The sequence below is a fragment of the Clostridioides sp. ZZV14-6387 genome, from assembly GCF_020657835.1.
GTDB lineage: Bacteria > Bacillota > Clostridia > Peptostreptococcales > Peptostreptococcaceae > Clostridioides > Clostridioides difficile_A.
Genome location: NZ_JAGWCW010000034.1, coordinates 15,309 through 40,814, shown reverse-complemented (window position 1 = coordinate 40,814; position 25,506 = coordinate 15,309). Strand labels below are relative to the sequence as shown.

Below are 25,506 nucleotides of genomic sequence, written 5' to 3'. Positions count from 1 at the left end.
CAATTCTTATTTATAGTAATATCCTTCTTCATTTACTAGACCTTGATCAAATAAATTTCTCCTAACAGTTTCAAGTCTGACAGGATCTTTGCTATAATCAATTTCTCTTTCTTCTTTTTTAACATCTTCATCATCCCAATATTTGTTTAATTCTTCTTTAAACTTTAAATCATCTTTTTGATGAATTATAACTTCACTTATTTTATTTGAAAGTGTTGATTTGAAAAAATCATAATTCTTTGTATTTATAATGTCAGTATTATCTCTTTCAAGTGCTATAGCAATAGACTTATTAAAAGCATTCAGATAAACATCTTTCTTGAAATCAAACTCTTTAAAATCTTCTTTAAATAGTTTAATTGTCCCTGTTGTAAAAATATTTTCATTTGGTATATAAAAAACAAAAGATACTTCATTGTCCTGTTTCTTTTTAGGTATATAATCTTCAACTAATATATCTTTATCAAAATATTTTCTAGGTTCATAATCTATCACAGAAAAAATTATCTCATCTATTTTTCTATTTTTTCTTTTTTCTTCTTTTATTGAAACAACCATGTTGCCTTTTTTATTTATTTCATTCATTGCTCTTTTTAGAACATTTTGCTTAAAATATTTATATTCTGGATATACATTATCTTTTAATTTCAAATAAAATCTTAATTCATCTAATTTATATTTTATCTCTACTTCCTTATTTTCTCTGCTCCATAGCCTAAATAAAGTGTATAATCTCTGAGTATATGCACCTCTAAAATTAAATAAAACTGATAAATTAATAGCTGTATATCCATTTTTCTTTTTCTGCATTTTTACAAAATCAGTTATATGATTGTATAGAACTTCATGCATCATAATTGTATAAATTTGGTCTGTATGATCCAATTCATATGTATTAATTAAACCACTTCCAAAAGTTTTTAACTTGCCAGTTGTCTCTTCTATATAGTCAAATTCCAAAACACTCTGTTGAAACATGTTCAAAATTTCTTTTATATTTTTATGTTCATAATCATTATTGTTTTTCATAAATACTTTTAGTTCTTCTTTTGATATAGTTGTAACATAAGATGAATTTTGTTGCTTCTGAGCATTAAAAAGTATTTTGTAAAATAACTTATTTTCTATATTTGTAAAATCATATTTACTTTTTATTAAATTATTTGGTTGCATTAAAATTTCTTTTTTTTCCAAAATCTATCACCTCATATAGATTATAATACCTAATTTATAAAAAGGTCAACTATTTTTAAAACACGCTCACCTTTGACCCTTAAAATGATGACCTTTGACCCTTAAAATGATGACCTTTGACCCTTAAAATGATGACCTTTCGACCCTTAAAATGATGACCTTTGACCCTTAAAATGATGACCTTTGACCCTTAAAATGATGACCTTTCATCTCTGAAACCTAGTTATACCAATTATTATAGCTTGTCTAAAAACTATTAAAGACTTTAAAAACTGTTTTAAAAACTATTAAAGACTAGAAAAGATGTTCTGAACTATTCTTTTTTTATATTAAAAAACTTTAGTATTTATTTTTCTAGTATACTTTAAATACTTACTAAAAATAATTTCTTATAAAAGATTGGAGATGAAGAATTTTTTATGATTGAAAACAGAAAAGAAATTTACTTACCAGTAGCAACATATTGTTTAAAAGATAAGCAATATTATATAAAAGAATATGGAGCACTATTAATAAAGAGCGCTGAAAATAGTGACATTTTTAATACCCATAAAAATAGAATTTTGTATAAGAATAAACTTGATATTCAAGAAATAGCAAATGAACTGAATGTAAATAAAGCAACAATCCAAAGAAATATAAAAAAACTAGAGAAGTTAGATTTTAAAATACTAAAAATAGAAAATACCCTAAATGGAATTGTATATTGTTTACCATCAGAAAATAATATTGATTTAAACAAATTTGCATTGATAAATTATGAAATGCTTAAAAAAATGGTCAATAAATTTAAATCAAATACAATAAAAGTATATTTTTTACTTAAAACAATCACTACAGAAACTAATTTTAAACCTGCAACTAATAGTTTTATAGCAGAAAGCATAGGACTAAGTTCTAAAAGTAAAAATAATTTAGATATTATAACTTCTTCTGTTAAAACTTTAGAAGAAAATAAATACATTGAAACAAAAAAAGTAAATGTATATGAATATGACAAAGAAAAACTTAGAGAAGTTCCAAAAATAAGAAAAGTTTATCGGATTTGTAATTTTGATGAGTGGAAAAAGGAAATTGATAAAAATAAAGCTGATTAAATATAGCTTAAAAGCATTTAAAGGCTTATCTGACGTGTTTTAATTACAAACTTGATGTTATTTACCTAAAAAGATACAAATTTGCTTAAAAATGGAAATAGAAGGTCAGATATAAAAATAGAGAACCAAATAAAACTATATTGGCTCTCTATTTATCTTCTTCCCAATCCTCAATAAACTTTTCTAAACTTTTTAATTTATTTTCAGATACTTCTTCATCATCATGCAAAGCACTTAATAAACTTTCAAAAGAATTTCTGTGAAAGAAACTAAAGAAACTTTTAGTCTCAACTTTCAAATATTCTTCTTTTTCTATTAATGCTTTGTAATATGTAAATCTATCTTTCTTAACAACTTCTAAAAATCCTCTACCAACTAACCTTCTTAAAAAAGTTAGCATAGTTGATTTTTTCCATTCATATTTTTCGCCTAGCGTCTTCAAAATTTCAGTAGATGCAACTTCTTCATCTTCACTATCCCAAATGTACATCATTACCAAAAGTTCTGATTCTGGAATCTTTTTTATCTTCACAAAGTACACCACCTTTTCAAAAGTATAACTAAAATACTATAACAATAGAGTTAACTATACAATACTAAATGTCTAAAAATGTTTTACCAATTTTTACCAATAAATTTATCTTTTAAATAGAATTTAAATAGGGGTAAAAAAAATAAGATATTATCAAAAATTAGCATTATAAGAGAATTATTACAAAAAAATACTCATTTTATAACAGTACATTCAAATACTTGAACTTGATTCTATTTTTGTAAAATTAAATTTTAAAAAATAATCAAAAATGGTAAATTTTGACATTTGCCTAATGTCAAATGAGGTGTTACAATTGTAACATAAAGAAGATATATATCGAAATAATACATATAAACTACGTACGTAAAACAATTTTAAAAATCATAATCTTTAATTTCAAATTCATCTTAGAACATGACATACATAAGCAAAAATATAGATCATATTAGTTTCAAGGAACTTTAAATAAAGGGGAAGGGAGTAGTCTGTTGTTTTTCAGAAATAGGGAAGTTGTAAAAAAATAAATCAGAATATTTTGAATATGGGGGGATGATCTTATCGTGGATTTAGAAATGAAATCATTAATTGCAATTGATTCTAAGGAAAATAAAGTAAAAGTTATAAATATTGTTACAGAAATTAGAGAAAAGGATTATAATACGTTTTTGAAAATCATGGGATATATGGAGTATTCTAAATTAAAAAATAAGGCACAATAAAGTGCCTTATTTTTTCAAAGTTTTCTGCATTAACCCTAATACATATTCTCTTGTTTCAGAATCAACCTCATAGAAAAGTCTAACAAATTCTTCGACCTCACTATTATCAAGATTAAAACCTTCTAAAATATCTTTGAATATTTTACCTTGTCCAGTTAGTAACCATTTTTTGTTTACATTGTATTTATCGCATATATCATTAATAGTTCTATCTGTGACTGTTCTAATGCCTTTTTCAATAGAAGATATGTGATTTTGGGAAAGATTTAAAGTTTCTCCAAATTCTTTTTGAGAAAGATGTTTTATTTGTCTCAATTCTTTAATTCTGGTATTCATTGTCTCACCTCCTTGGGATACCTCTTTGAGATATTATATCATAAAAAACATCTCAATACAACTTTAAATATCTAAATATAAAAGATATGTATATCTCAAAAATACATTGACATTAATCTCAAAGGGATATATAATATAAATATCTCAATGAGATAAAAATAATCCCTTTGAGATTAAGGAGGCGATTGGATGAATGAAAATTTTGCAAATGATTTTAACAGAAAGGAAAAAGAAAATTTTATAAAAGATGCTAGTTTACTTTATGAGACTGATTACTTAGAGTTTATAAAAATTAAGTATCTGTTAAAAGGAATTGCTAAAGAGAAAAGAAAGCAATTGTTAAAAAAGGAAAAAAATGATAAATCTTCAGTTTAATATCAAATCAGAGGTGATAACATTGAAAATTTCAGGTTTTAATAAAGAACATATAGGTAAAGCTGTTCAATTACAAGAGACAAGATTTAATGCAATGATGGATTGTATCATTGTGAAAGTAGAAAAGAATGAAATACTAGTCATGTATTATGAAAAAGAGACAGAGGAAATAGCATATAAAACTTTGACTAAAGAAGATCTAATACTTGATGACTATAAACTTAAGTTATTATCTTAAAAAGCAATTTCAGAAGGGAGGTGATAACTTTGGATCTTTTGAAGGATGCAAGAAAAAAAGAGTGGTTTTGGCTGGAAAATGATTTGGTAGATAGAGAAGATTTGACTATTTATGAAAAAATAATTTATGTAGTATTAGCAAGATATTCAGATAATGAAAGTTCATGTTTTCCTAGCAAATTGACTATTTCTAAAAAATCTGGTTGCAGTATTGCCACAGTAAAAAGGGTGATTAATAGCTTGGAAGAAAAAGAATTAATAAAGAAGGTAAACCGTAAAAATGAACATGGTAACAATGAGAGCAATTTATATTATATTGCAAGTTTAAATGGTGGGCTCTGTGAGAACCTAGGCTCAGAGAGAACCCAGGGTGGGTTCTGTGAGAACCTAGGGGTGGGTTCTGAGAGAGCCCCTAAAAAGACTTATAATAAAAAGACTTATATAAAAAGTAATACCACTTCACAAAATGAACCTAAAACTGATTATTTAGATCTATCATTCTTGGACTTAGATATAGAAAAAGTAAAACTAACTAAAGATGAATATGACAAACTTATAAGTAAGTTTGGTAAGAAATACATACATGATAAAATTGTTAGTTTAGAAAACTATATTGTAAATGGAAAAGGGAGTAGGTATAAAAGTCATTACAGGGCTTTGGTGACTTGGGGGAATGCTGATACTAGCAAAGGTATATTGCAACCAGTTACAAAGGCTAAGAATCCACTTAGTGGCTTTAAAGAACTTTAAAAACTAAATAGTATAGGAGGTAGATAGTATGAATGAAAAAGAAGAGACTGTTTATTTGAACAGTTCTAATGTGAAGTTATTCTTAGGGGTTAGGGATATTAAAGAGTTTGAGGAATTGATAGAAAATGTTAATGAGCAAGTTTATCAACTTCAAGAAGCGATTAATAAACTTGCGCGATTTAATATTGAGTTTAAGATTAAATCAGATATTTAATTATTTAGGCTGAATTGCTTTTGCCTTTTCTGTTTTTACCTTTAAAATAATCCATGAAACAGAAAGCTCTATTAGTAATTTTAAATCAGTTAAATCTTTATCTGTATGCTTTTGTATATAGTGAGCATGGTCATTACCAAGCCAAATAGCTCTTTTTGCGACTGTTTGGAGTTCTGGGAAGTTCATATTTTCGTTAATACATTTGCCTAAAAATGATGATTTTATTACTTCTTCATTTTTAGGATCAAGTGAAGTTAAATAATCTTTAATTAGGAATTCTAAGGCTTTACGGTATCCCATGCCAGCTATTTCGTCTAAGTCTTTTTGTTCAGCTATGTAAGATTGATTATAGATTTTTACGAACGTTGGAGAAATATTTGTAATTTCTTTATCGAACTCTAATAATTTAGCTTTATAGGGAAAAGAAACAGGATTATTAGTCTGATAATAATCCTCGCCTGTTTCATAAAGGAAATCAAAATCTAGATCATAACGAGTAATAAAACATTCTTTGCATTTGGTACAAAGATTTAAAATGGATAAATGTTGATTAAACCCTAATAAAAAATATGAATTAAGTGTTTTAGGCATAATAGAAGTATGGCATATAGGACATTCATCTTCAATTATGCATTGTATGTCTACAATTTCATCAGTAGCTATATTAATTGATTCAATGCTTTTTTTCAAATAATTACCCCCTTAAAAATTTATGTATATATAAATTATAGCATGTGATTCATTAGATTGTAGAATGAAACTTATAATATCTTTGAAATCTTAAAAATTAAAAGCAGATTAGGAGGTTGATTATGAAAGAGGAAAAGTTAGAACTTACTGAAAAAGACTTACATTGTATTGCAAGACATTTGCAAAATGAAGTGTTAGAGATAGCGTTTAGAGAGAACAGAGAAGCCCCTACATCATGCGAAGTTTGTGATTATTTGCAAGAATGTAAGGACTATTTTACTCATATAGATACTTTCAGCAAGTTAAGCAAGATAACAGGTGTGAAAATTTCTATATTTAAGACTCATTGTTCAGATGAAAATTCTGAAATATTATCTAATAAGTTTCTTTAGAATAGGACATTCTTCATCAGAAGAAGAATCGCAAATATATCCTCTATTGCACTCAGCAGATATTAACTTAGTTCCAGAAGCATTTGGAGAAGTTGAATATTCGCACCACCTTTTCTAATTAACTTGAACATACTACCAATATATTCAAATTAATTATAGCATGTAAATTATCATGGTGTAGAATAGTTTCAAATCAGAAAGAAACAACTAAATAGTTAAAGATAGGAGGCATGTTAAATGGAAAATGAAAAGTATAAACTCAGAGAAAGTGATTTACGACAAATAGTTGAGTATATAGAAAATGAATCAGAAATAGGAAAAAGATTAGATGCACTTGAAGAAATAATAGAATCAATAGATGATGAAATTGGCAATGAATTTATAGATTAATCTAAGCCTTTTAAAATTCAGTTTGAAAAACCTTTTAAAATAATAGACTTTGATGGAAATTATATAGAAATAGAACAGAGTAAAGACCATGAAAATAGAACAAGTACAAGAAGTAAATGCGAACAATTTGTTGAAGAAAAACTTGCTTATAGAAGTTATGGATTTGAAACTCCAAAATACTATGCAAAACTTATTGCTGACATAATTGATATTTTAGTTTACAAAAATGTTCCAAAGGATCGTATTTGTGGGGTATTGTATGACGTTGAAAGGGTAATTCCTTTAGTTGTGACATTTTAATAATAAGTTAGGGGTGATTAAATGAATTACTCTTTAGAAGCCGAGCAAAACATTTTAGGTAGTTTTCTTATAAATGACTCAATAGCATACAAAATTAGAGAATTAAAAGAAAATGATTTCTACTTTGAGTCACATAAAATTATTTTATCTTGCATGAAGAAAATAATTGACTCAAATAAACCTTTAGATCTTTTGCTTTTAAAAAATGAATTAGAAAAAATAGATAGATTAGTAGATGTTGGAGGAGTTAGTTACATTACCAGTCTAACAACTATAGTCATAACTACTTCAAACATAGATCACTATATAAAAATAATAAAAGAAAAGTTACTTAAAAGACAAATTTCAGAGTTAGCAAATGAATTAATTAATAATTCAAATTCAGATACAAATATAGACGAATTGATTGTAGATATAAACGATTTAAAAGCACTTGTGACGACGAGTAGTAGCGTAAATGATAATTACATTGACGCGTCAAAAATAAAGCGTGAAAAAGGCGCACACAAGTCCATAGATACAGGTTTTAATAAACTAAACAATGCACTAGATGCTTTTAGATATGGAACACTTACAATTCTAACTGGAAAGCCAGCGAGTGGTAAATCGACTATAGTTAATCAATTTATAGCACAATCAATTTTAACTGGAGAAAAAGCCTTTTTGTATTCTGGAGAATTACCTAGTTTTATGGCTATGGATTGGTTTAGAAAAACTGCAGCCAATGACTACCACATAAAAGAATATCAAAGTCCTTATGGTGGAACATATGCAGATATTCCAGATTATGCTGTTGATTTGATTTCAGATTGGATAAAAGATAAATTTTTTCTGTATGATGAAGATGCAATAAGTGACGAGATAAATTTAATAAATACCATAGAACATTTGTATTTGAAAAAAGGGGTTAGACTCTTTGTTCTTGACAATCTAATGACAATAAAGACTGGCAATAAGGCAGAGAAATATGACAGACAAGAGCAGATAGTAGGCAACTTAAAAAATCTTGCTAAAAAATACAACTTAGTAATAATTTTAGTTGCACATCCTAGGAAAAATATGGGTGACATGAAGCCAACTATGTATGATGTATCTGGAGCAAGTGAGATTGTCAATTATGCAGATTATATTTTATCAACTTACAGAGTGATAGATGAAGAAGAAGAGACAGATGACACTTATTTATTAATTTTAAAAAATAGAATAACAGGAAAACAGAATATAAGTTTTAAAATGAATTTTTCAGAAAGAAGAAAAAGACTTTACACGACTAGTGAAGAGTTAAACAGAGATTACAAATATGATGTAGATAAACAATATGTGCAAGCAGAAATTCCAGAAGATGTATTTTAAAAAAGGATAAAAAATAGGAAATTTTATTAAGTAATGATTTTATAAGAAAAACCAATATTGAATAATTTAAAAATTCAATATTGAAAAAATACCGTTTTTCAATATTGAAATTAAAATTTCATGAAGTATTGAAAATCAATATTGAAAAAAATTAATAAATATAGCAATTGCAATACTTATAGAATGCGATTGCATTACACAAAAAACACAGGTTTAAAGAAGTTGTCAAAAAGCATTAAAAGATGGTAATGATAGAGAGAAAAAAATAAATCAAAAATTTCGATAAAAACGTTATTAAATTATAGTTAAAGTTTATTAATTAATTTCCTCGTAGAAAAATATTATTTTCAATAAATAAAGGAGTGATTTTACATGATAGCATTAGAAAAATTTGCAGGTGGAGTTTTAAAAGAAAAGTTTAATACAGAGTTGCAAAAAGTTTTAGATAATATTGCAGATCCAAATACAGATTTTAAAAAAACAAGAAAGATTAGTTTAGAGATAGTGTTTAAAGCAAATGAAGATAGAGATCTTGCAGAAGTAGATATAAAATCTAAAGCGACTATAGTGGAGGCAAAAGCAACGACAACTAAAGTTTTAATAGGAAAAGACTTGGAAACAGGAAGAGTTGAGGCATCTGAATTTAAAAATCAACTAGCTGGTCAGTTGTCTCTGGATGTCTCAGAAAGTAATGAAACTGAAGAAACAGAAGAAAATAGTGCTGGTGTAATTGATTTTAGAAATGCAAGTTCAAAGTAGATTGAAAGTGGTAAAAAAATATAAATTAAATAAAAAGGAGAATAAAAAAATGATAAGAAATGCAATGGAATATTTAGTTAAGTTAGGGAAAAGAGAAACAGTATGTGTAGATGGTTTTAACTACACAACAGACAGATTAGAAATAATAGAAGAGCCAAGGGCTAATGATTTAGAAATAGCAACATTGAGTGGTTTAGTAGATTATATAAAAAGTGGCATAGATCATAAAGAAGATGAGTTGTTATTAATACAAGTCTTAACTCCAAGAAAAGTGCTTTTAAGATCTGCCTTGAGAAAAAATAGAGATAGAGAGACTTATATTGAATGTGTAGCGCTACTTCCAGACAAAAAATTTGATAGACCTTTAGACTTAGACGCTTTTAACATAATGCTACAATCAGCATTTATAAAAAATAATGATAGAGATACACTTTTAAAAATTGCAGGTAATATCCAAGAGTCTACAGTAAAAAATGTTGGAGATGATGGGGTTTCTCAATCTGTAACAATAAAAACAGGTGTCGCAAGTGTATCGGAAGCAATAGTTCCAAACAGAGTAAAGTTAATTCCTTATCGTACTTTTCAAGAAGTAGAGCAACCAGAAAGTGAATTTATTTTCAGAATGAGTTCTGGACCAGCAGCAGGATTATATGAAGCAGACGGTGGAGCATGGAAGAATCAAGCTATGTTAAATATTAAAACATACTTGCAAGAAGAATTAAAAGAATTTAAAAATGTAAATATAATTGCTTAATTGAAAATCTAAGAGGGCTTGCAATAGGTCCTCTTAGTAAAAAACAAGGAGGGAATTGCATGAAAAGGATTTGTTATATGAGTATTTTAGAAAGGGCTGAATTTACAGACAAAATAGCTAATGCAATCATGTCTGCAAATAAGGAAATTAAAAAAGGTGATGCTTTCATTGAAGCAGTTGAGGTTGTAAAGCAAATGGAAAATAGGGAAGAAATTATGTGTCAAGAGGGAGCGGTTGCAATATGAATAATGTAGCTTTAGTTGGAAGATTAACAAAAGATCCAGAGTTAAGATATATTCCAAGTTATGGTACTCCAGTGGCTACTTTTTCATTGGCCATTGATAGAGACTATGTAAAAAAAGATGGTACTAAAGAGGTAGATTTTATACCAATAGAGGTTATGGGTGGATCAGCAGAGTTTTGTGCTAATTATCTTACAAAAGGAAGATTAGTTTCACTTCAAGGACGAATAAGAGTAGAAAAATATGAAGAAAATGGAGAGAAAAAAACTTTCACAAAAGTTAGAACCAAAGCTGTTAATGCACTTGATCACAAACCAAAAGAAAAAGAAGAAGAAAAGAATGATAAAGAAATTGGTTTTCAAGTTCTAGATGATGATGATATACCATTTTAAAAAGGAATAGTGAGGTTAAAAAAATGAGTAAAATAAAATGCGAAACATGCAATAGAAAAATGGATTCAAATCTACTTACTCCAGTTAGTGGGAGAAGAAAAGGCAAAGAGGTAACAATTTATTTGTGTAATCATTGTATAGATGAAATTGTAAATAGAATAAATAATGGAGTAAGCGAATGGAAATGTAATTCAAAATAGAGAAATTGATAAATCTAAATAAATGGGTGGTGATTATATGAGAAGTTTAGATGAGAGAAATAAATTATTTGAAGATAATATGAATCTTGTGCCTTTTGTTATAAATAAATATTTCAAATGCTTTTTAAGAAAGTATCCATATTTACGAGAAGATTTATTTCAAGAAGGTTCTATAGGATTATATAAAGCAACATATTGCTTTGATGAAAATAAAGGAAAATTTTCCACGATAGCATTTCCATATATATTGGGATATCTAAGAAAGTTTACAACTAGATATGTCAAGAAGCATTATAGAAGTGATATAGATAGTTTTGAAAAATGCTTCTATAAAAATGCCTATGGCGAAGAAATAAGGATAGAAGATAGATTGGCTAGTAATGACAATATAGATATAGAAAATGTTTATGTTATTAAATCTTGTGTAAAGATAAGTAAGATAAAAGATATACAGAAAATAGTTTGTTTTAGAGGAAAAAGGTTATACTCAGCAAGAAATAGGCAAAATGCTTGGAATTAACCAAGTGGCAGTATGCAGGAGACTTAGGGAATTAAAATCTGAAATCAACATACTGAGAAAATGATTCAAGAAACAATTTTTATAGAGTGTAATGGAAAAAGATTTGAATTTGTAAATTGTCCGCCAAAATATGTGGAATTTGAAAAAGATGAAAAATCAGATAATCCATATAAGCCACTGACGGGGGTGGGGAGAATGGAAGCAAAGCTTAATTGGAGTTTTATAAGAAGAGAAATATTGTGGGCTAAGGTATTGTATTTATCTTCAATTATAGCAAATCAAATATTTATGGAAAAATTAGGTATATTAATTGATTAAGGAGGGGTAAAAATGAATAAAAGAATAAAGTTGAAAAAAGGGATACTTCATAAAAAATGTGATATGAAATGCCCAATGCACCAATTTATAGTAAAGAGAAAAGCTATAACTTGCAATGGGTGTATAGGATGCAAGTTTAGGGATGATGTAGCTGAAAAAATGTGTAAAGAAAATGAAAAATTCTATTGTGAGGAGAGTTATTAATTGGATAAATTAAAAATAATTGGTGGTAGGGAAAATGAATGTCCAGTATGTGGTGGAAGTATATTTAAGCTTAAAACAAATATAGGAATTGTATGGCAGTGCAAAGACTGTAGTTGTATGTATCAAGATATGAACTGCAAAGAAAGTAAAAGGGAGGATTAAAAATGGCTTGTGTTATGAAATGTGATTTTTGTGATGAAACAATAGTAGAAGTTAAGGCTATAAAAGTATTCAAAGTTAATAGTAGAGGTGGCATAATAAACTTCGGAAAAGATATGTGCGTAAAATGTTATGACAGATTACTTGGAGATAACTTGAATAATAAGATGACTAATTATAAAAAGATAAAAAATATGAACAAAATAGAAATGGCTGAGTTTTTTGTGAGTGGTGGAGGTGGATGTATTAGTTGCGCTTATGATTTCCAAGAATGTTTAGGTGAATGTTTGGAAGGTAGAAAAAAATGGCTTGAAAGTGAGGCGAGAGAGTAATGAAAAAGACGTTAATAATTGCAGGAGTAGTTGCTTCAATATTAATTATGTTTGCTTGCTTATTCTTAGTAACTAAAAATAAAGCAATTGATTTAGAAGAGCAGGTACAATCAGCAACTGCATCTGTAGAGGTGCAAGAAAAAAGGAGAATTGATTTAATTAAAAACCTAGTAGATTGCGTAAAGGACTATGCCAAATATGAAAATAAGACATTGAAAGAAGTAACTGACATGAGAGTAAGTGCAAATGATAAATCTATCAAGGAAGCAAAATTAAATATACAAGCAGTAGCAGAGAAGTATCCAAATTTAAAAGCTAATGAAAATTATAAGCAACTAATGAGTGAGTTGAGCATAACAGAAAATATGATTGCACAGCATAGAGAAAATTATAATATACAGATTCGTAATTACAATAAATATATAAGAAAATTTCCAGCAAATTTAATTTTAAATGGAATGGGATATGAAAAAATAGAATCTAAATATACTGAATATAAAGCCCAAGAGGACGCACCTCAAAATTTATTTGATTAAGAGGTGCACATATGAAATTTAAAACTTTTGAAATAACTAAGAGAGAATTTTTAGTGAGCATAATAATTGCTTGCATGATGATTGTACTTGGATTTTTCATTGATGATAAAGTTCAATCAAAATTTTTAGAAGATAATGAAAGATATTATAAAGCAACTAAAATAAATAATGACAAAGATCTCTTTGATTACGCTATGAAAACAAGTGCAGGAGATTCTTTGATAAGTGGAAAATTTAAAAGTGTAGATTCTGTATCTATAGAAGAATTAAAAGGGGACTATTGGTTTATAGAAAGAACAGAAGAAAAATACACCATGCATACTAGAGTAGTTACTACTAAAGACAGTAAAGGCCATTCGCATAAACATACTGAAACATATTGGACTTGGGATTACCATGACTCAGTAGAGAAAAAATGTAAGAAATTTAATTTCCTGGGCAAGGAGTTTGATGCAAAAGTAATTACTAATTTATCTAAAGAGAGATTGACATTAAAGAAAGATATATTTAAAAATACTAATCTTAAAATAAAAGGTAATTATGCTTATATTAATAGTAAGAGAAGGTACTATTATGAAGTTATACCGAAAGAATTTGATTGTACCATGTATGCTAATTTAAAAAATAATACTATAGCGAATCCAGCTGGTAAAAATATAAAAGTTTTTAAGGGTGAATCCATACAGAATGTTTTAGAAGATAACAATTTTAATACAGGATTTTTTAAAGTGTTATTTTGGATTATCTGGATATTAATAACTACAATCATTATATATGTATTTTATTATTTAAAAAATGATTGGCTTGAAGATAAATAAAAGAGCAAGAGGAGAAGATCAGACATGAAATGTAAAGTGTATCATGCTATTAAAAATATAAAAGATGCAAATGAGTTAATTGATAGGTTTGAAACAGAAAATATATTCTTTAAATTAAATGATATAGATAATGAAAATATTCTAAATGGAGAAATGGATTTAACTGATATAGAAGATATTGTATCATTGCAATTTGTACTAGATGGAGACTTATTTATATTTAGTAGTTGTGATGAAATGATATTCATGAATAAATACACTCAAAAAGAGTTGGGACTTCAATAAATGAATGAGGGGAGAATTAAAGATGAATTTGAAATTAATTAGCAGTATACCTAATTGGAATGTAGAGGATCAGTTGACAAAAATTGATGAAGAAGTAACTGAGTTTAAAGAGGCTATAGATGTAGGAATGACTAAAGATATAATTGCAGAAGGACTAGATGTTTGTCAAACTATTTTAACAATGTTTCAAATTTTAGAATTAGAAGATTATATAGCAGAAGGTATAGAGATACATAATAAGAAATTAAATGGAAGAGGATGGGATCTCAAAGAAATAGGAGATGGCATACTTAATTTAATTAAAAATTCAATGATTAATGAATTAATTAATATGAATAATAAATTAAAATGCGTTGATGAAAAAGAATTTAATTCAAAAATACAATTTTTAGATGTAAATAAGCTATGGGATTTGTGCATGCCTCTGGTTAACTTAAGTACTATAAAAGGAGTTAATGAAAGCATTGATGAAATGAAAATGGGAGAATTTCTAAAAAATATTAATTAAGGTAAGGAGATAATCTGATATGCTGATAGAAGTAACTGAAAAAAATAATAGAGAATTGAAAGTAGGAGATATTATTGAAATTAGTGGTAATAACGAGTTGTATATGATTCTTTCTTTAAAGGAAACATTAGGTGGATATGTTATTGTAAATATGCAGAATGGATATGATTCATTTAGTGCTTATAGAAGTTTAGAACGACTAGAATCAGACTTGAAGGTAAGAGGTTATAAATTATATAGTTCTGATGATTATAAGTTGCAATTAATGCCTAGAGAATAAGATGTATTTAATTCAAAAAAAGAAAAAAGGAGCATTATCTCACGCTCCTATTTGTCAAAAATCTAAAACTGTCATCACAATATTATTATAACATAATTAGGAGTGTGAGATAATGCAGTCTAGTAAAAAAGATAACCTATTTAGTAATGCAGAAGGTAAATTATATAATTATAAAAAAATAAAAGCAGAGATAGAAAAAATAGACATTGACATTCAGATGATAAAAAATGACTACAGAGGATGTAGTGGAGTTGAAATTAAAGAAAAAGTAGGCAAAACATATGATATTAAAAGTGTAGTTGAGATAGAGATTGAAGAAAAAGACAAAAAAATTACTTTAAAAGAAAAAGAGAAGAGACATAAAGAGTTGATAATAGAAAAAATAGATAATGCAATGAAAATATTAAGTGAAGAAGAAAAGAAAATAGTACAGTATAAATACTTTTCCAATAGTAGGACATCTTGGGAATACGTTGGTAGAATGATTGGTTTTTCAGCGAGTAAGTGTAAGCAAATGAGATTTGATATTATAGATAAAATAAAAGGATTGCTATAGAAATGTCTGATTTGTGACGATTTTAAACCAATTTATGTCCGATTTGTGTCTAAAAATAACCGATTTGTGACCGATTTATGTCCGATTTGTGTCTTTTAATCATGGTAAGATTGTATTGTGAGAAAAATATATTTAATAAAAATGGCTTGGAATTTATACTCTAGGCCTTTTTTTATACAATAAATTAAAAGGAGAACAAATTATGAAATTTGAAGAAGTATTACCATTAATAAAAAATGGAGAGAAAGCATTTAGATTAGGCTGGAATGGAAAAGGAATGTTTGTAGTTAGACAAAAAGGTTATCCAGATGGAATCCTTTGCAATAAGCAAACAGCAGAGGTATGGAATTTAAAAGAAGGGGATTTATTTAAATGTAACCCATACTTACAAATAAAAAATGCAAATGGTTCGCATTCCATGTGGGTTCCTAGTACTGGAGATATATTTGCAGATGACTGGCAAGTAATAAGATAGGAAAAAAGTCTTATAAATAATTAAATTGATTATTTTGTTAAATAGGATATTAAATAAATTTCATAAATTTAAAGCAAAAACTTCAATAAGAAGTTTTAATTTAAGGGGGTATTTAAAATGAAACGTGATATAACAGAAGAAATTTCAAGTGCTGCATATGTACCAGACAATCTAAAATATTATGACCATGTTATGAAAGAAGCTCCTAGCATGTATGGAAGAGAATGTTCTTTAGATTTTGTAAAGAAAAAGAGAGAAAAGCTTTTGGGGTTAAAAAAGAGGATTAAGAAAAGCTATAATTCTAAGATTGATAAAATAGACTTATATTTAAAATTATTAGAAGAAAGTATGATTGATGAAGCTGATCACGTTGAGTTGGTTGTTTTCAAACTATATCTACAATTAGAAAATGTTGTAAAAGTAACTAGGACTGTAAATGATCTAGGCTTTAGAATTAAAACGAGTACTTACGCAAAAGAGAGACGATATGACACGAATGATATAACTTCTATAATTACAGATCCTTTTGCTAGCGTAGATGAAGATTTAAAAATATTAGTCCAGGAGAGACAAAGAAAAAATTATTCTGGTAATAAGGAGTGTTTTTAATGAATGGAAGCACATAGTGGACAAAAAGTTAACCCCATAAAAGATATAGAGGATGTATTTAGACTTTTAAATTTTCTAGAGGAATGGAACGAAAGAAACTATTTATTAGCCCTCTTTGGAATGTGTACTGGACTTAGAATAGGAGATATATTAGCACTTAAAGTTGCAGATGTAACAGATGTAAAGTTAGATAAAAAAGGTAAGAAGATAAGAGTATCTAAGGATTGGATTAGAGTTATAGAAGAAAAAAGAGATTATGATAGAGAGGTTTTCTTATCTGATGTAATAAAGAGTGCTATAGAAAATTATACTCAAGATAAACCAGGAGAAGAATTCTTATTTAAAAGTGGCAAGAGGAAGAAGTTTAATAGACCTATTCAAACAAGACAAGCAGGAAGAATAATAAAAGAAGCAGCAGAAAAGGTAGGAATAAAAGAAAATGTTGCAACGCACTCTTTGAGAAAGACATTTGCAAGACATATTTATGATGAAGAAGAAAATAAGACTTATGCATTAGAACTCATAAGAAAGATTCTAGGACATAAGACAATAGAAATGACTAGAAGATATATAGGAATAGATAGGGATGAAGAAGTAAAGGCAATAACTAAATTTACTAATAAGCTAAAGAAAAGAAAAAGAAATTAAAATATCTTGTATTTTATCTAAAATTTAATATGTTACGTTTTTCAGCAACAGGACATTATTAGAATGTAAAGAGCCTCAACAATAGAATTTGCAAAGGATAATATATGTTTATTAAAATGTCTGAAAATACATATTAAAGGTCATTTATACGAGGAATCTAAGGCAATGTATGAATATAAAAAATGAAGTAAAGGAGTGATTGTTTGAATGGCAAAGATGTTGAAGTAGTCAATGATAGCTATAAGAGGTTAAGAGAATTATCAGAGGATGAGTCTAATGCAGTATATCTATTGATTTCAGGGCTGACAGTAACAGAGGTTGCTAAAGCAATTGGTGTTACTAGGCAAACTATTTATAACTGGATGAACAGAGAGCATATTAGGAAAGAAATTGACAGACGTAAACAAGAGTTAACAAACCAAGGAAACTTATTGATATTAAAGGATTTAGAAACTTATATCAATAACATTAAGGAATTAGCTAGTGATAAGAGTGATAAGAGGGTTATGTTGGCAGCTAATCAGTATCTTATAAACCGTATCTATGGAACTCCTACTAGTACAGTTATACAAGCAGAAGATGATAGTGGTGGTATGGGCATGGATACAACAGAGATAGAGGCAGCTATAGCTAAGATAAGAATAAGAACAAGCAAGAAGTAATGAGATATGAAATAAATCTTGCAAGAATATGATTTAGTTATGCTTGAAATCAATTAAAGTAAAACGTATATTATATGCATGTTTACCTTAATAACTAAAATAAAGATTGGATTTGACTTTAGATATATCTGATTTAATAAAGTTTAGTGAGACTTAATAATTAAAGTTTCATACAGTTAAGTAGTGTGGTTTATTAGAATATATGTGAACCTGTTGGAAATGCTAGGTTCTTTTCAACTATGCCGAAAATACATATTTAAGGAATAGTTAAAAGATAATTAATAATTCTAATCAAAAAAATATTTCTTGCAAGAAAATAATTCAAAATACTTTAATATATTTATTTTTTTATTAATAGGGGGGTGTCCTTCTATTTTGAAAAAATTATTTTTTATGGAAAATGAGTTCTAGAAATTTTCTAGCAAAATTTAAAAACCAGAGATGTATTTCAAAGAGGGTGATTTTATTAGAGAAAAATTTACATTGCTTATTTTATTAATTGCATTACTCGCTGAACCTAAAAAAATAGAAGAAGTAAGAGGAAGTAAATACGAGTGGATAATTTAGAAAGAAATATACAATTAATATTTAGTTATCTAGCAAAGACTTTTATAAGAAATGGAGCATCTATAAAAGATGCTGAAAAAGAAGCAAATGAGATTATAAAAGCTAATTCAAACAATCTTTGGGGAGTTAATGGGCTTGCTTATCAACTTGGAAAAATAAACCTAGAATTCTTCTGTATGTATTTTATGCAAGACACATATTTACCAAAAGAAGATAATGCTGCTGCTCCTATAGCTAAAGTTCATCATGAGTTATGGGAAGATATACAAGAATCTATAATTGGAGATGGTTCACAGCAATTAGGAAGAATTTATCCAAGAGGAACAGGTAAAAGTGCATTTGGAGATTTAGCGACAACTGTATGGTCACATTGTTATAAACATAAGACATATACTTTAATTTGCTCTGATATAGGATCTACAGCAGAAAAATTCGTAAAGGATATAAAAAATGCATTACTTGAAAATGAGTATATTAAAAAAGCATTTGGAGTTCTTTTAAATGACAATGATAGAAAATACATTTGTAATAGTACTCAACTAGAGCTAACAAATAAAACCTTTATTGAAGCCATATCATCTTCATCACCTATGAGAGGAAGAAAATACAATAACAATCGTCCTGATCTTATCATACTTGATGATTACCAGTCAGAAGAAAATGTTAGAACAGAAGATGCTAGAGAGAAAAAATTTAAACGATTTTCTGATGATGTAAAGTATGCTGCACAAAAACCAGTTATTAGAAATGGTAAGACTGTAAAAAGAGGAACAACTTTTATAGCATTAGGAACATTACAACATAAAGAATGTTTCTATAGTAGACTAAAAAAATTACCAACTTGGAAGTTTAAATGTGAAAGAGGAGTTTTAGTTGATAATGTAGATGAATTATTTAATTCTGGTTTATGGCTTAAGTTCAAAGAGATCTTATTTGATTTTAAAAATACAAATCATCTTGAAGATGCTAAAGAATTTTACTGGGAAAATGAAAAAGAAATGAGATTCCCTATACTATGGCCAAGTTTTTGGGACTGTTTAGACATGGCTCTAAGTTACTATGAAAATCCAACGTCTTTTAAGCAGGAAGTACAAAATGATGTCAATTCTATAGGAGAAAAATGGTTTAAAACTGTTAGAACAGAAAATAGAGAAGAAATTGAATCACATACTTTTAAAAAGACAATGCTGTTATGTGATCCAGCGTCTGCGGGTGGGTCGAAACATGACTATAGCGCTTTTCTTGTTGGGAGCGAGGCTGAAAATGGCTTACTATATGGTAGGTTGGCGGAACTAGCTAAGATAAATGCTAGAACTGATTTTGATAAATACATAGACCATATGATTTATTTATTAAAAATGTATCCAGATATAACACATGTTTATATAGAAAAAAATACATTTAATGGCGCAGATGCCAACCAATTAGAGTTTAAAATAAAAAATGATGATATTCTTAGTTGCAGGAATATAGAAATTATAAATGAGCATCAAAAGAAAAATAAAGATGATAAAATCTCTACTTTAATACCTATTTTAAGTAAAGGTCAAATGATTTTTGCAGAAGAAGATAAGGACTTTACACAACAAATTCTTGATTTTACAGGGCAAAAGTACTCTCTACATGATGATGCGCCAGATATATCAGCAGAATTTATAAATAGGATTTTTAATATTAAAGTAAATGAAAGTATTACACTATTAGATAGAAAAAATTTAGGTCTTTGATTATATGGAGGTGATACATTAAGTGGAAATAGATTTAGATTTAATAAAAGAAATATATGATGATTGGGATTCTAGTAAATCCGAATATGAAACTATGTACAAGTATTATAAAGGTGAAACAGATGCAATTAGTAACTATAAAATGGTTACAAAGAGGTCTAATAATAAGATAAACACTAATTTCTTAAAAAAGTTTATTAATGAAGAAGTTGCTTATTCTCTTGCAAATAAGATTACCTATACTAGTAGATCTGGTGATGAGGAGATTATAAATGATTTAGAATACCATACTTGCCATTGGAGTAAAAAACATGACTCGGATTTATTGAGATATACACTGCTATTTGGGCTTTGCTATGAACTTTACTATGTAAAAGATGATGAAATACAGGTAAAGATAATAAAGCCAACGAATGGTTGTCATTATGAAAATGAAAACGGAGAAATAGTATGCTTTATTAGAGAGTTTACTAAAGATTTTGAAGATGACACATATGTAGATGTATATGACAAAGAATATATATATCATTTTGATTCAAATTTCAAAGAAATTGAAAGCCCTACAGTAAATAATATATTTGATGGTAATGTTCCAATATCAATTTGTAAAAGAAGTGAAGAACTAGGAAAGAATACAATATTTAATGATATAAAAGGGTTACAAGATGCTTATGAAACTAATTTAAGTGATATAAGTAATGAAATTAGTGATTTTAGAAATGCTTATTTAACCTTCTCTGGATGTAATATTAAAGAAGAAGATTTGCCAAGGATGAAAGAACTTGGAATACTTCAAGTTAATGGAGATGGAAAAATAGAGTGGCTTATTAAAGACATGAATGATACATTTGTTCAAAATACACTATCTTCAATAAAAGAAAATATGTATGAAATTACATCTCATATAAATCACAATGAAAAAATGCAAAGTAATACATCAAGTCTAGCAGTTATAGCAAGATTAATCAGTACAGAATGGATTTGTAGCCAAAATAATGATAGTATTGCAGATACTTTATTTAATAGGTACAAATTATTGTGCATTTGGCTAAATAAAAAATATGGCTTTGACTATGATTATAAAGATATTAAGGCTAAGTTTACCCCTAAGATACCACGAGATGATTTAGTTGTAGCAAATATATTAAATCAACTTGGAGATAAATTATCTACTGAAACTGGATTATCTCAACTAAGTTTCATTGATAATCCTCATGCTGAAATAGAAAAAGCTAAAAAAGAGCAGGAAATAGTTTCAGAGGGAGAGATTTTATTAGATGAATCAAAAGATTATAACTAAATTGACTGAAGATATATATAAATCTGCTGAAAATAGGACAAAACCATTTTATAAATATCAAAAAGAAAACAGGGATAAACTTTTGTTAGAAATAGCTAGAATATTGTTATCATACAACATCATTGATGAATATGTAAAAATTAATGATAAGGACAAAAAAAGTTTAAGGGCGAAACTTAATAAAATTATAAATGAATATTCTAACAATTATGATGAAGAAGTTAAGGAGATAGAAACTGTTTTATCTGATTCATCTAAGAATAAATATTCAAATTTGATAATTTTATTGGGAGTAATACTGAAGATAGAAGATATGAGCAATAAAGTTATAAATAAGATAGTGAATAGTAAGGTTGATGGAAAACATTGGAGTGACAGGCTTTGGAAGAATAAAAAAGGTATAGAAGAATCATTAAAAAAAGAAATAAAGAGTTTTCTAAATGGAAAAACTTCTGTAAATAAGATAGAAAAAGTAATAAGAGATAAATATTCAACTGGTGCAGGGCAAACTAGTAGACTAATAGAAAATGAAGTTGCCAGGTGTCAAAGTGAAGTAAACGAGTATTTTTTCAAAACACAAGGCATTATAAAAGTAATATATTGTGCAGATTTAGATTCTCGAACATGTAGTGATTGTTCTATGTACAATGGAGTGATATTTTATGTCAATGAAGATAGACCATCTTTGCCTAAGCACTGTCACTGTAGATGTCAGTATATACCTGTTTAACACGTATTAATTAATTTAATAGGTGTTTTTATTATGTCTAAAAAATATGAGGTGAAATATGAAAGTTGAAATATTAGGAACAGAATATCTAGTGATAGAGAAATTTGAAAGCGAAGATGCGCTATTAAAAGAAAGAGCTGGATATTGTGATCACTCTGTTAAAGAAATTGTTATAGAGAAAATAAATTCTGAAGAAGGCTCATTAAAAGATTTGAGTGTATATAAAAATGAAGTTGCTAGGCATGAAATAATACATGCATTTCTTAGTGAAAGTGGATTGAAAAGTTGTAGTTCTTGGGCTACAAATGAAGAAATGATTGACTTCTTTGCAATTCAATTTCCTAAAATAGCAAAGGTTATGGATAAAATAGAATGTTTAAATTAAATTTTTAAAAAGGAGAGTTTGATACATGTTAAAAAAAGAAGTATTAGAATTACTAAAAGAGATAGAAGATGAAGCAGAAATAGATCCTTTGCTACAAAGCACAGATTTATTCAAATCTGCATCTGATAAAAAACTTACAATAGAAGAATTTAGAGAATTAATTAATAATGATGCAAACTTTAAAGCGTTTATAGACAATGAAAAAAACAAATATCATAGTGAAGCACTTGAGAACTTCAAGAAAAAAGATATGCAAACACTTATAAGTGCTGAAGTTCTAAAAAGGACTGGAGCTAATGAAACAGAAGAGCAAAAAGCGATAAGAGAATTAAGAGAAAGTTTAAATAAACTAGAGAAAGAAAAGCAGCATGCAGAAAAAATTTCTAAATATAAAGATATTTTAGTTGAAAAGAAAATACCTACAAACTTAATTGAATATCTGCTATCTGATGATGATGATAAAACAAATGCAAATATAGAGATATTTGAAAATTCGATGAAACAGTATGTGCAATCAAGAGTAGATGAAAGAATTAAAGATGGTTCATACGTTCCACCTGGCAAAGATAGCGCAGGTTCGCTATCAGAAATCAGAAAACAAATAAAACAAGGGCTAAATAGTCTTTAGTATAAAAAAGAAAGGATGATTTGTAAATGGCAAATGTATTAGAATATGTAACGCTTTTTCAACAAGAACTAGATATGCAGGTAACAGTTGGTTCAACTACTGGATGGATGGAGAAAAATGCTGGCCAAGTTATATATAATGGAGGAAGAGAAGTAAAAGTACCAAAAGTAACGATGGATGGCTTAGGTGATTATGATAGATCTAAAGGATATACGCAAGGTGCAGTTACGCTTGAGTACGAAACAATGAAAATGGAGATGGATAGAGGTAGGACATTTATGTTGGATTCAATGGATGTAAATGAAAGTAACTTCGTTGTAAATGCATCTTCTGTAATGGGTTTATTTCAAAAGCAACATGTTATACCAGAAATAGATGCATATAGATACTCAAAAATATTTTCTGAAACAGCTAAAGTGGATGAGCGTGTAAAATATTCATATGAAGCATCTGTTGCAACAATTTTAAGTGAATTGAAAAACCAACTTGCATCAATACAAGATTTATCTGGAGATATACCTCTTATTATTAGTATGTCTAGCATAATTGCAAGCATATTAGAACAATCATCTCAACTTGATGATATTGAATTTGGTGATGGAGATATAAAAAGAATTGTAAAATCTATAGACAATGTGCCTATAATAAAAGTTCCATCAAAAAGAATGAAAACAGAATACGTATTTAGAGATGGTAAAACATCTGGACAAACAGAGGGTGGGTTTACTGAAGGAGCAAAGGCTTTAGATATAAACTGGTTAATAACTCCAGCATCTGCTCCAATTGCAGTATCTAAGACTGATAAGCCAAGAATATTCACTCCAGATCAAAACCAAACAGCAGATGCTTATCAAATAGACTATAGAAAATATCATGATTTATGGATATTGGATGAATATTTAAAACTTTGTAGAGCCTCTGTGAAGCAAGCTAAAGCTGTACAAGGATAAGGAGTTGTTTTAAATGTTTGCATTGATAAAAAATAACATAATTAAAGTTGTTGAAGATGAAAATTCGAGAGATAAATTGATTTCAAAAGGATTTAAAATATATTTAGAAGAAGCAACTAAAGAAAATATTGAGAAAAAAGAGGAAAAAATCGAAAAAGTTAAATCAATCTCTAATGATTTGTTTAATCTATCTAAGCCAGAACTTATGGAAATTGCTAAAGGTAAGAATATAAAGGGATATTCAACTAAAACTAAAGAAGAATTAGTTGAAATATTAGATGAGTGCAATGCTTGATAATATTAAATTGGTTTTAGGAATAGAAAATGATAGATATGATAAATTAATAATCCTTTATATAAATAAAATAAGTAAAATGGTTTTAGAATATTGTTCTAGACAAGAATTAAGTATAGCACTAGAAGGGTTTGTGGAAGAAAAAGTAATATCAATATTATCTTCAAGATTTGAGGAACTTAAGAAAAATAGTGGACTTGATAATATAGAAAAAAACTTAAAAGCAATAACTAGAGGTGATACAAAAATAGAATATAATACTTTAACATTGCAAACTGCTGAAAATAGTATGAGTTCATCATCTTTTTTAACTGATGCTGATAAAAAATTTCTAAGCCCATTTTGTATTGTTAATATGTACTAAGAGGTGATTAAGTGACAGAGGCAGATATATTAGAAATGACCTATCTTGATAAAATGACTATCATCAGAAAATCAAAAGGTTGGAATCAAGAAACATGTTCTAATGATTTTAGTAATATTATTATAGCTGAGAATATCCCATGTGCAATTTCAAGAAAAGAAGAAGCCATTGTAAGTGGCGATATTGGAGCTATAGTCATAAATAGGAAGCTATTCTGTAGACCAGAAGTAGATATAAAAACAGGCGACACTATAAATGCAACTTATAGTCATGGAGAAGAAGCTATATTTAAGGTTTCTAAAGCGAATATATATCCAAGCCATATGGAAATACCTATTACAGAAGTGGAGAGAATATAATGGGAATAGATAATTTAGGAGTTTTTGAAGCGTTAGCCTTAGATTTAGGTCTAAATGCCTCTAACTTTAACAGAAAAATCAAGAAGTTTACAAAAGAAACTGGCAAGGAATTAGCAGAAAATATAAGAGATGAAACACCTGTAAAAACTGAAAAGTTAAAAAAAGGATGGGAAGAAAAACAACCAGAATATGATACTTATATTGTTAAAAATGAAGTTGATTATGCTACTTTAGTAAACAATGGCCATGCAACTAAAAATGGTGGCATTGTCCCTGGTTCTTTTATGGTTGAAAAGGGAATTGAAAAAACAAAAGAAAATATGACAAGCGCAAAAGCAAATTTATTTGATTGGTAGGTGATT

At 27.8% G+C, this 25,506-nt stretch carries 45 protein-coding genes; 41 read left to right on the top strand and 4 right to left on the bottom strand.

Annotation, left to right across the window (positions count from 1 at the left end; all coding sequences use genetic code 11):
- Positions 1-6: 6 nt before the first annotated feature.
- Positions 7-1,194 carry a replication initiation protein gene (locus tag KGF38_RS17475; RefSeq protein WP_227832597.1) on the bottom strand — a complete coding sequence of 396 codons (1,188 nt, stop codon included), beginning with the start codon at positions 1,192-1,194 and terminating at the stop codon, positions 7-9.
- Positions 1,195-1,613: 419 nt separating this feature from the next.
- Here KGF38_RS17475 and KGF38_RS17470 point away from each other — a divergent pair, with 419 nt between their 5' ends.
- Positions 1,614-2,291, top strand: coding sequence for an HTH domain-containing protein (locus KGF38_RS17470; RefSeq protein ID WP_227832596.1), 678 nt, complete (start codon positions 1,614-1,616; stop codon positions 2,289-2,291).
- Between the two features lie 148 nt (positions 2,292-2,439).
- Here KGF38_RS17470 and KGF38_RS17465 read toward each other — a convergent pair whose 3' ends face one another.
- Positions 2,440-2,823, bottom strand: a complete 384-nt coding sequence (locus KGF38_RS17465; RefSeq protein ID WP_227832595.1) for a BlaI/MecI/CopY family transcriptional regulator — start codon at positions 2,821-2,823, stop codon at positions 2,440-2,442.
- Between the two features lie 563 nt (positions 2,824-3,386).
- On the opposite strand from KGF38_RS17465, the gene KGF38_RS17460 reads away from it, so the two are divergent.
- Entirely contained in the window at positions 3,387-3,545 is a 159-nt protein-coding gene (locus tag KGF38_RS17460; RefSeq protein ID WP_176702509.1) for a hypothetical protein, read from the top strand.
- A 6-nt stretch (positions 3,546-3,551) separates the two neighbouring features.
- Here the strand turns inward: KGF38_RS17460 and KGF38_RS17455 are convergent, their stop codons facing one another.
- On the bottom strand, positions 3,552-3,881 hold the full coding sequence (locus KGF38_RS17455; protein ID WP_074179444.1) for a helix-turn-helix domain-containing protein: 330 nt from the start codon (positions 3,879-3,881) through the stop codon (positions 3,552-3,554).
- Between the two features lie 189 nt (positions 3,882-4,070).
- Between KGF38_RS17455 and KGF38_RS17450 the strand changes: the two genes are divergently transcribed.
- From KGF38_RS17450 to KGF38_RS17435, 4 genes are read left to right on the top strand one after another with little or no spacing between them, the layout of a single operon-like run.
- Complete coding sequence (locus KGF38_RS17450; RefSeq protein ID WP_074179443.1) at positions 4,071-4,256, top strand: hypothetical protein; 186 nt, start codon at positions 4,071-4,073, stop codon at positions 4,254-4,256.
- A 22-nt stretch (positions 4,257-4,278) separates the two neighbouring features.
- Positions 4,279-4,494 carry a hypothetical protein gene (locus KGF38_RS17445; RefSeq protein WP_227832594.1) on the top strand — a complete coding sequence of 72 codons (216 nt, stop codon included), beginning with the start codon at positions 4,279-4,281 and terminating at the stop codon, positions 4,492-4,494.
- Between the two features lie 29 nt (positions 4,495-4,523).
- Entirely contained in the window at positions 4,524-5,243 is a 720-nt protein-coding gene (locus tag KGF38_RS17440; protein WP_227832593.1) for a helix-turn-helix domain-containing protein, read from the top strand.
- A gap of 28 nt (positions 5,244-5,271) precedes the next feature.
- Entirely contained in the window at positions 5,272-5,457 is a 186-nt protein-coding gene (locus KGF38_RS17435; protein WP_227832592.1) for a hypothetical protein, read from the top strand.
- On the opposite strand, the gene KGF38_RS17430 is transcribed toward KGF38_RS17435, so the two are convergent.
- Positions 5,458-6,147: a hypothetical protein gene (locus tag KGF38_RS17430; protein WP_227832591.1), complete on the bottom strand. Its 690-nt coding sequence runs from the start codon at positions 6,145-6,147 to the stop codon at positions 5,458-5,460.
- Positions 6,148-6,269: 122 nt separating this feature from the next.
- Between KGF38_RS17430 and KGF38_RS17425 the strand changes: the two genes are divergently transcribed.
- The 35 genes from KGF38_RS17425 (at position 6,270) to KGF38_RS17260 (ending at position 25,500) form a co-directional block, all read left to right on the top strand.
- Complete coding sequence (locus tag KGF38_RS17425) at positions 6,270-6,539, top strand: hypothetical protein (RefSeq protein WP_227832590.1); 270 nt, start codon at positions 6,270-6,272, stop codon at positions 6,537-6,539.
- A complete protein-coding gene (locus KGF38_RS17420) occupies positions 6,502-6,657 on the top strand; it encodes a hypothetical protein (protein WP_227832589.1) in 156 nt (51 codons plus the stop codon). Before KGF38_RS17425 ends, KGF38_RS17420 begins: the two co-directional genes overlap by 38 nt.
- A 119-nt stretch (positions 6,658-6,776) precedes the next feature.
- On the top strand, positions 6,777-6,929 hold the full coding sequence (locus KGF38_RS17415; protein WP_227832588.1) for a hypothetical protein: 153 nt from the start codon (positions 6,777-6,779) through the stop codon (positions 6,927-6,929).
- Positions 6,930-7,250: 321 nt separating this feature from the next.
- Entirely contained in the window at positions 7,251-8,582 is a 1,332-nt protein-coding gene (locus KGF38_RS17410; protein WP_227832587.1) for a DnaB-like helicase N-terminal domain-containing protein, read from the top strand.
- A 372-nt stretch (positions 8,583-8,954) separates the two neighbouring features.
- Positions 8,955-9,341, top strand: a complete 387-nt coding sequence (locus tag KGF38_RS17405) for a hypothetical protein (RefSeq protein ID WP_227832586.1) — start codon at positions 8,955-8,957, stop codon at positions 9,339-9,341.
- 49 nt (positions 9,342-9,390) lie between these two features.
- Positions 9,391-10,095, top strand: a complete 705-nt coding sequence (locus KGF38_RS17400; protein WP_227832585.1) for a hypothetical protein — start codon at positions 9,391-9,393, stop codon at positions 10,093-10,095.
- Between the two features lie 59 nt (positions 10,096-10,154).
- Positions 10,155-10,340 (top strand): hypothetical protein, encoded by a 186-nt coding sequence (locus tag KGF38_RS17395; protein ID WP_227832584.1) that lies wholly within the window; start codon positions 10,155-10,157, stop codon positions 10,338-10,340.
- Positions 10,337-10,729, top strand: a complete 393-nt coding sequence (locus KGF38_RS17390) for a single-stranded DNA-binding protein (RefSeq protein WP_227832583.1) — start codon at positions 10,337-10,339, stop codon at positions 10,727-10,729. Before KGF38_RS17395 ends, KGF38_RS17390 begins: the two co-directional genes overlap by 4 nt.
- Before the next feature lie 23 nt (positions 10,730-10,752).
- Positions 10,753-10,929: a hypothetical protein gene (locus KGF38_RS17385; RefSeq protein WP_227832582.1), complete on the top strand. Its 177-nt coding sequence runs from the start codon at positions 10,753-10,755 to the stop codon at positions 10,927-10,929.
- Positions 10,930-10,966: 37 nt separating this feature from the next.
- Positions 10,967-11,449: a sigma factor gene (locus KGF38_RS17380; protein ID WP_227832581.1), complete on the top strand. Its 483-nt coding sequence runs from the start codon at positions 10,967-10,969 to the stop codon at positions 11,447-11,449.
- 60 nt (positions 11,450-11,509) lie between these two features.
- Positions 11,510-11,767 carry a hypothetical protein gene (locus tag KGF38_RS17375; protein ID WP_227832580.1) on the top strand — a complete coding sequence of 86 codons (258 nt, stop codon included), beginning with the start codon at positions 11,510-11,512 and terminating at the stop codon, positions 11,765-11,767.
- A 12-nt stretch (positions 11,768-11,779) separates the two neighbouring features.
- Positions 11,780-11,971 carry a hypothetical protein gene (locus KGF38_RS17370; protein ID WP_227483830.1) on the top strand — a complete coding sequence of 64 codons (192 nt, stop codon included), beginning with the start codon at positions 11,780-11,782 and terminating at the stop codon, positions 11,969-11,971.
- On the top strand, positions 11,972-12,133 hold the full coding sequence (locus tag KGF38_RS17365) for a hypothetical protein (RefSeq protein ID WP_227832579.1): 162 nt from the start codon (positions 11,972-11,974) through the stop codon (positions 12,131-12,133). It begins immediately after the preceding gene.
- Positions 12,134-12,135: 2 nt separating this feature from the next.
- Positions 12,136-12,462: a hypothetical protein gene (locus KGF38_RS17360; protein ID WP_227832578.1), complete on the top strand. Its 327-nt coding sequence runs from the start codon at positions 12,136-12,138 to the stop codon at positions 12,460-12,462.
- Positions 12,462-12,998 carry a LemA family protein gene (locus KGF38_RS17355; protein ID WP_227832577.1) on the top strand — a complete coding sequence of 179 codons (537 nt, stop codon included), beginning with the start codon at positions 12,462-12,464 and terminating at the stop codon, positions 12,996-12,998. The genes KGF38_RS17360 and KGF38_RS17355 overlap by 1 nt, the downstream gene beginning before the upstream one ends.
- Before the next feature lie 11 nt (positions 12,999-13,009).
- A complete protein-coding gene (locus KGF38_RS17350) occupies positions 13,010-13,816 on the top strand; it encodes a hypothetical protein (RefSeq protein WP_227832576.1) in 807 nt (268 codons plus the stop codon).
- A gap of 24 nt (positions 13,817-13,840) precedes the next feature.
- Complete coding sequence (locus tag KGF38_RS17345; RefSeq protein ID WP_227832575.1) at positions 13,841-14,101, top strand: hypothetical protein; 261 nt, start codon at positions 13,841-13,843, stop codon at positions 14,099-14,101.
- Positions 14,102-14,123: 22 nt separating this feature from the next.
- Positions 14,124-14,609, top strand: coding sequence for a hypothetical protein (locus KGF38_RS17340; RefSeq protein WP_227832574.1), 486 nt, complete (start codon positions 14,124-14,126; stop codon positions 14,607-14,609).
- Between the two features lie 19 nt (positions 14,610-14,628).
- Positions 14,629-14,889: a hypothetical protein gene (locus tag KGF38_RS17335; protein WP_227832573.1), complete on the top strand. Its 261-nt coding sequence runs from the start codon at positions 14,629-14,631 to the stop codon at positions 14,887-14,889.
- Between the two features lie 112 nt (positions 14,890-15,001).
- Positions 15,002-15,445, top strand: coding sequence for an RNA polymerase subunit sigma (locus KGF38_RS17330; protein WP_227832572.1), 444 nt, complete (start codon positions 15,002-15,004; stop codon positions 15,443-15,445).
- 202 nt (positions 15,446-15,647) lie between these two features.
- Positions 15,648-15,920 carry a DUF2829 domain-containing protein gene (locus KGF38_RS17325; RefSeq protein ID WP_227832571.1) on the top strand — a complete coding sequence of 91 codons (273 nt, stop codon included), beginning with the start codon at positions 15,648-15,650 and terminating at the stop codon, positions 15,918-15,920.
- 117 nt (positions 15,921-16,037) lie between these two features.
- Positions 16,038-16,529: a hypothetical protein gene (locus KGF38_RS17320; protein WP_227832570.1), complete on the top strand. Its 492-nt coding sequence runs from the start codon at positions 16,038-16,040 to the stop codon at positions 16,527-16,529.
- Between the two features lie 3 nt (positions 16,530-16,532).
- Positions 16,533-17,177, top strand: a complete 645-nt coding sequence (locus KGF38_RS17315) for a tyrosine-type recombinase/integrase (protein WP_227832569.1) — start codon at positions 16,533-16,535, stop codon at positions 17,175-17,177.
- Positions 17,178-17,380: 203 nt separating this feature from the next.
- Positions 17,381-17,839: a helix-turn-helix domain-containing protein gene (locus tag KGF38_RS17310; protein WP_103929286.1), complete on the top strand. Its 459-nt coding sequence runs from the start codon at positions 17,381-17,383 to the stop codon at positions 17,837-17,839.
- A gap of 441 nt (positions 17,840-18,280) precedes the next feature.
- On the top strand, positions 18,281-18,406 hold the full coding sequence (locus KGF38_RS20475) for a hypothetical protein (RefSeq protein WP_255646265.1): 126 nt from the start codon (positions 18,281-18,283) through the stop codon (positions 18,404-18,406).
- Positions 18,394-20,133 carry a hypothetical protein gene (locus tag KGF38_RS17305; protein WP_227832568.1) on the top strand — a complete coding sequence of 580 codons (1,740 nt, stop codon included), beginning with the start codon at positions 18,394-18,396 and terminating at the stop codon, positions 20,131-20,133. The genes KGF38_RS20475 and KGF38_RS17305 overlap by 13 nt, the downstream gene beginning before the upstream one ends.
- 22 nt (positions 20,134-20,155) lie before the next feature.
- On the top strand, positions 20,156-21,433 hold the full coding sequence (locus KGF38_RS17300; RefSeq protein ID WP_074179426.1) for a phage portal protein: 1,278 nt from the start codon (positions 20,156-20,158) through the stop codon (positions 21,431-21,433).
- On the top strand, positions 21,411-22,163 hold the full coding sequence (locus tag KGF38_RS17295; protein WP_227832567.1) for a minor capsid protein: 753 nt from the start codon (positions 21,411-21,413) through the stop codon (positions 22,161-22,163). The genes KGF38_RS17300 and KGF38_RS17295 overlap by 23 nt, the downstream gene beginning before the upstream one ends.
- Before the next feature lie 58 nt (positions 22,164-22,221).
- Positions 22,222-22,548, top strand: coding sequence for a hypothetical protein (locus tag KGF38_RS17290; protein ID WP_074179424.1), 327 nt, complete (start codon positions 22,222-22,224; stop codon positions 22,546-22,548).
- A gap of 25 nt (positions 22,549-22,573) precedes the next feature.
- Positions 22,574-23,176 carry a DUF4355 domain-containing protein gene (locus KGF38_RS17285; protein ID WP_227832566.1) on the top strand — a complete coding sequence of 201 codons (603 nt, stop codon included), beginning with the start codon at positions 22,574-22,576 and terminating at the stop codon, positions 23,174-23,176.
- A gap of 26 nt (positions 23,177-23,202) precedes the next feature.
- Positions 23,203-24,126, top strand: coding sequence for a hypothetical protein (locus KGF38_RS17280; RefSeq protein ID WP_074179422.1), 924 nt, complete (start codon positions 23,203-23,205; stop codon positions 24,124-24,126).
- Between the two features lie 13 nt (positions 24,127-24,139).
- Positions 24,140-24,421, top strand: coding sequence for a Rho termination factor N-terminal domain-containing protein (locus KGF38_RS17275; RefSeq protein ID WP_227832565.1), 282 nt, complete (start codon positions 24,140-24,142; stop codon positions 24,419-24,421).
- Complete coding sequence (locus KGF38_RS17270; RefSeq protein WP_227832564.1) at positions 24,414-24,785, top strand: phage head-tail connector protein; 372 nt, start codon at positions 24,414-24,416, stop codon at positions 24,783-24,785. The genes KGF38_RS17275 and KGF38_RS17270 overlap by 8 nt, the downstream gene beginning before the upstream one ends.
- Positions 24,786-24,796: 11 nt before the next feature.
- Positions 24,797-25,144, top strand: a complete 348-nt coding sequence (locus tag KGF38_RS17265) for a hypothetical protein (RefSeq protein ID WP_227832563.1) — start codon at positions 24,797-24,799, stop codon at positions 25,142-25,144.
- On the top strand, positions 25,144-25,500 hold the full coding sequence (locus KGF38_RS17260) for an HK97 gp10 family phage protein (protein ID WP_227832562.1): 357 nt from the start codon (positions 25,144-25,146) through the stop codon (positions 25,498-25,500). Before KGF38_RS17265 ends, KGF38_RS17260 begins: the two co-directional genes overlap by 1 nt.
- Positions 25,501-25,506: the final 6 nt, after the last annotated feature.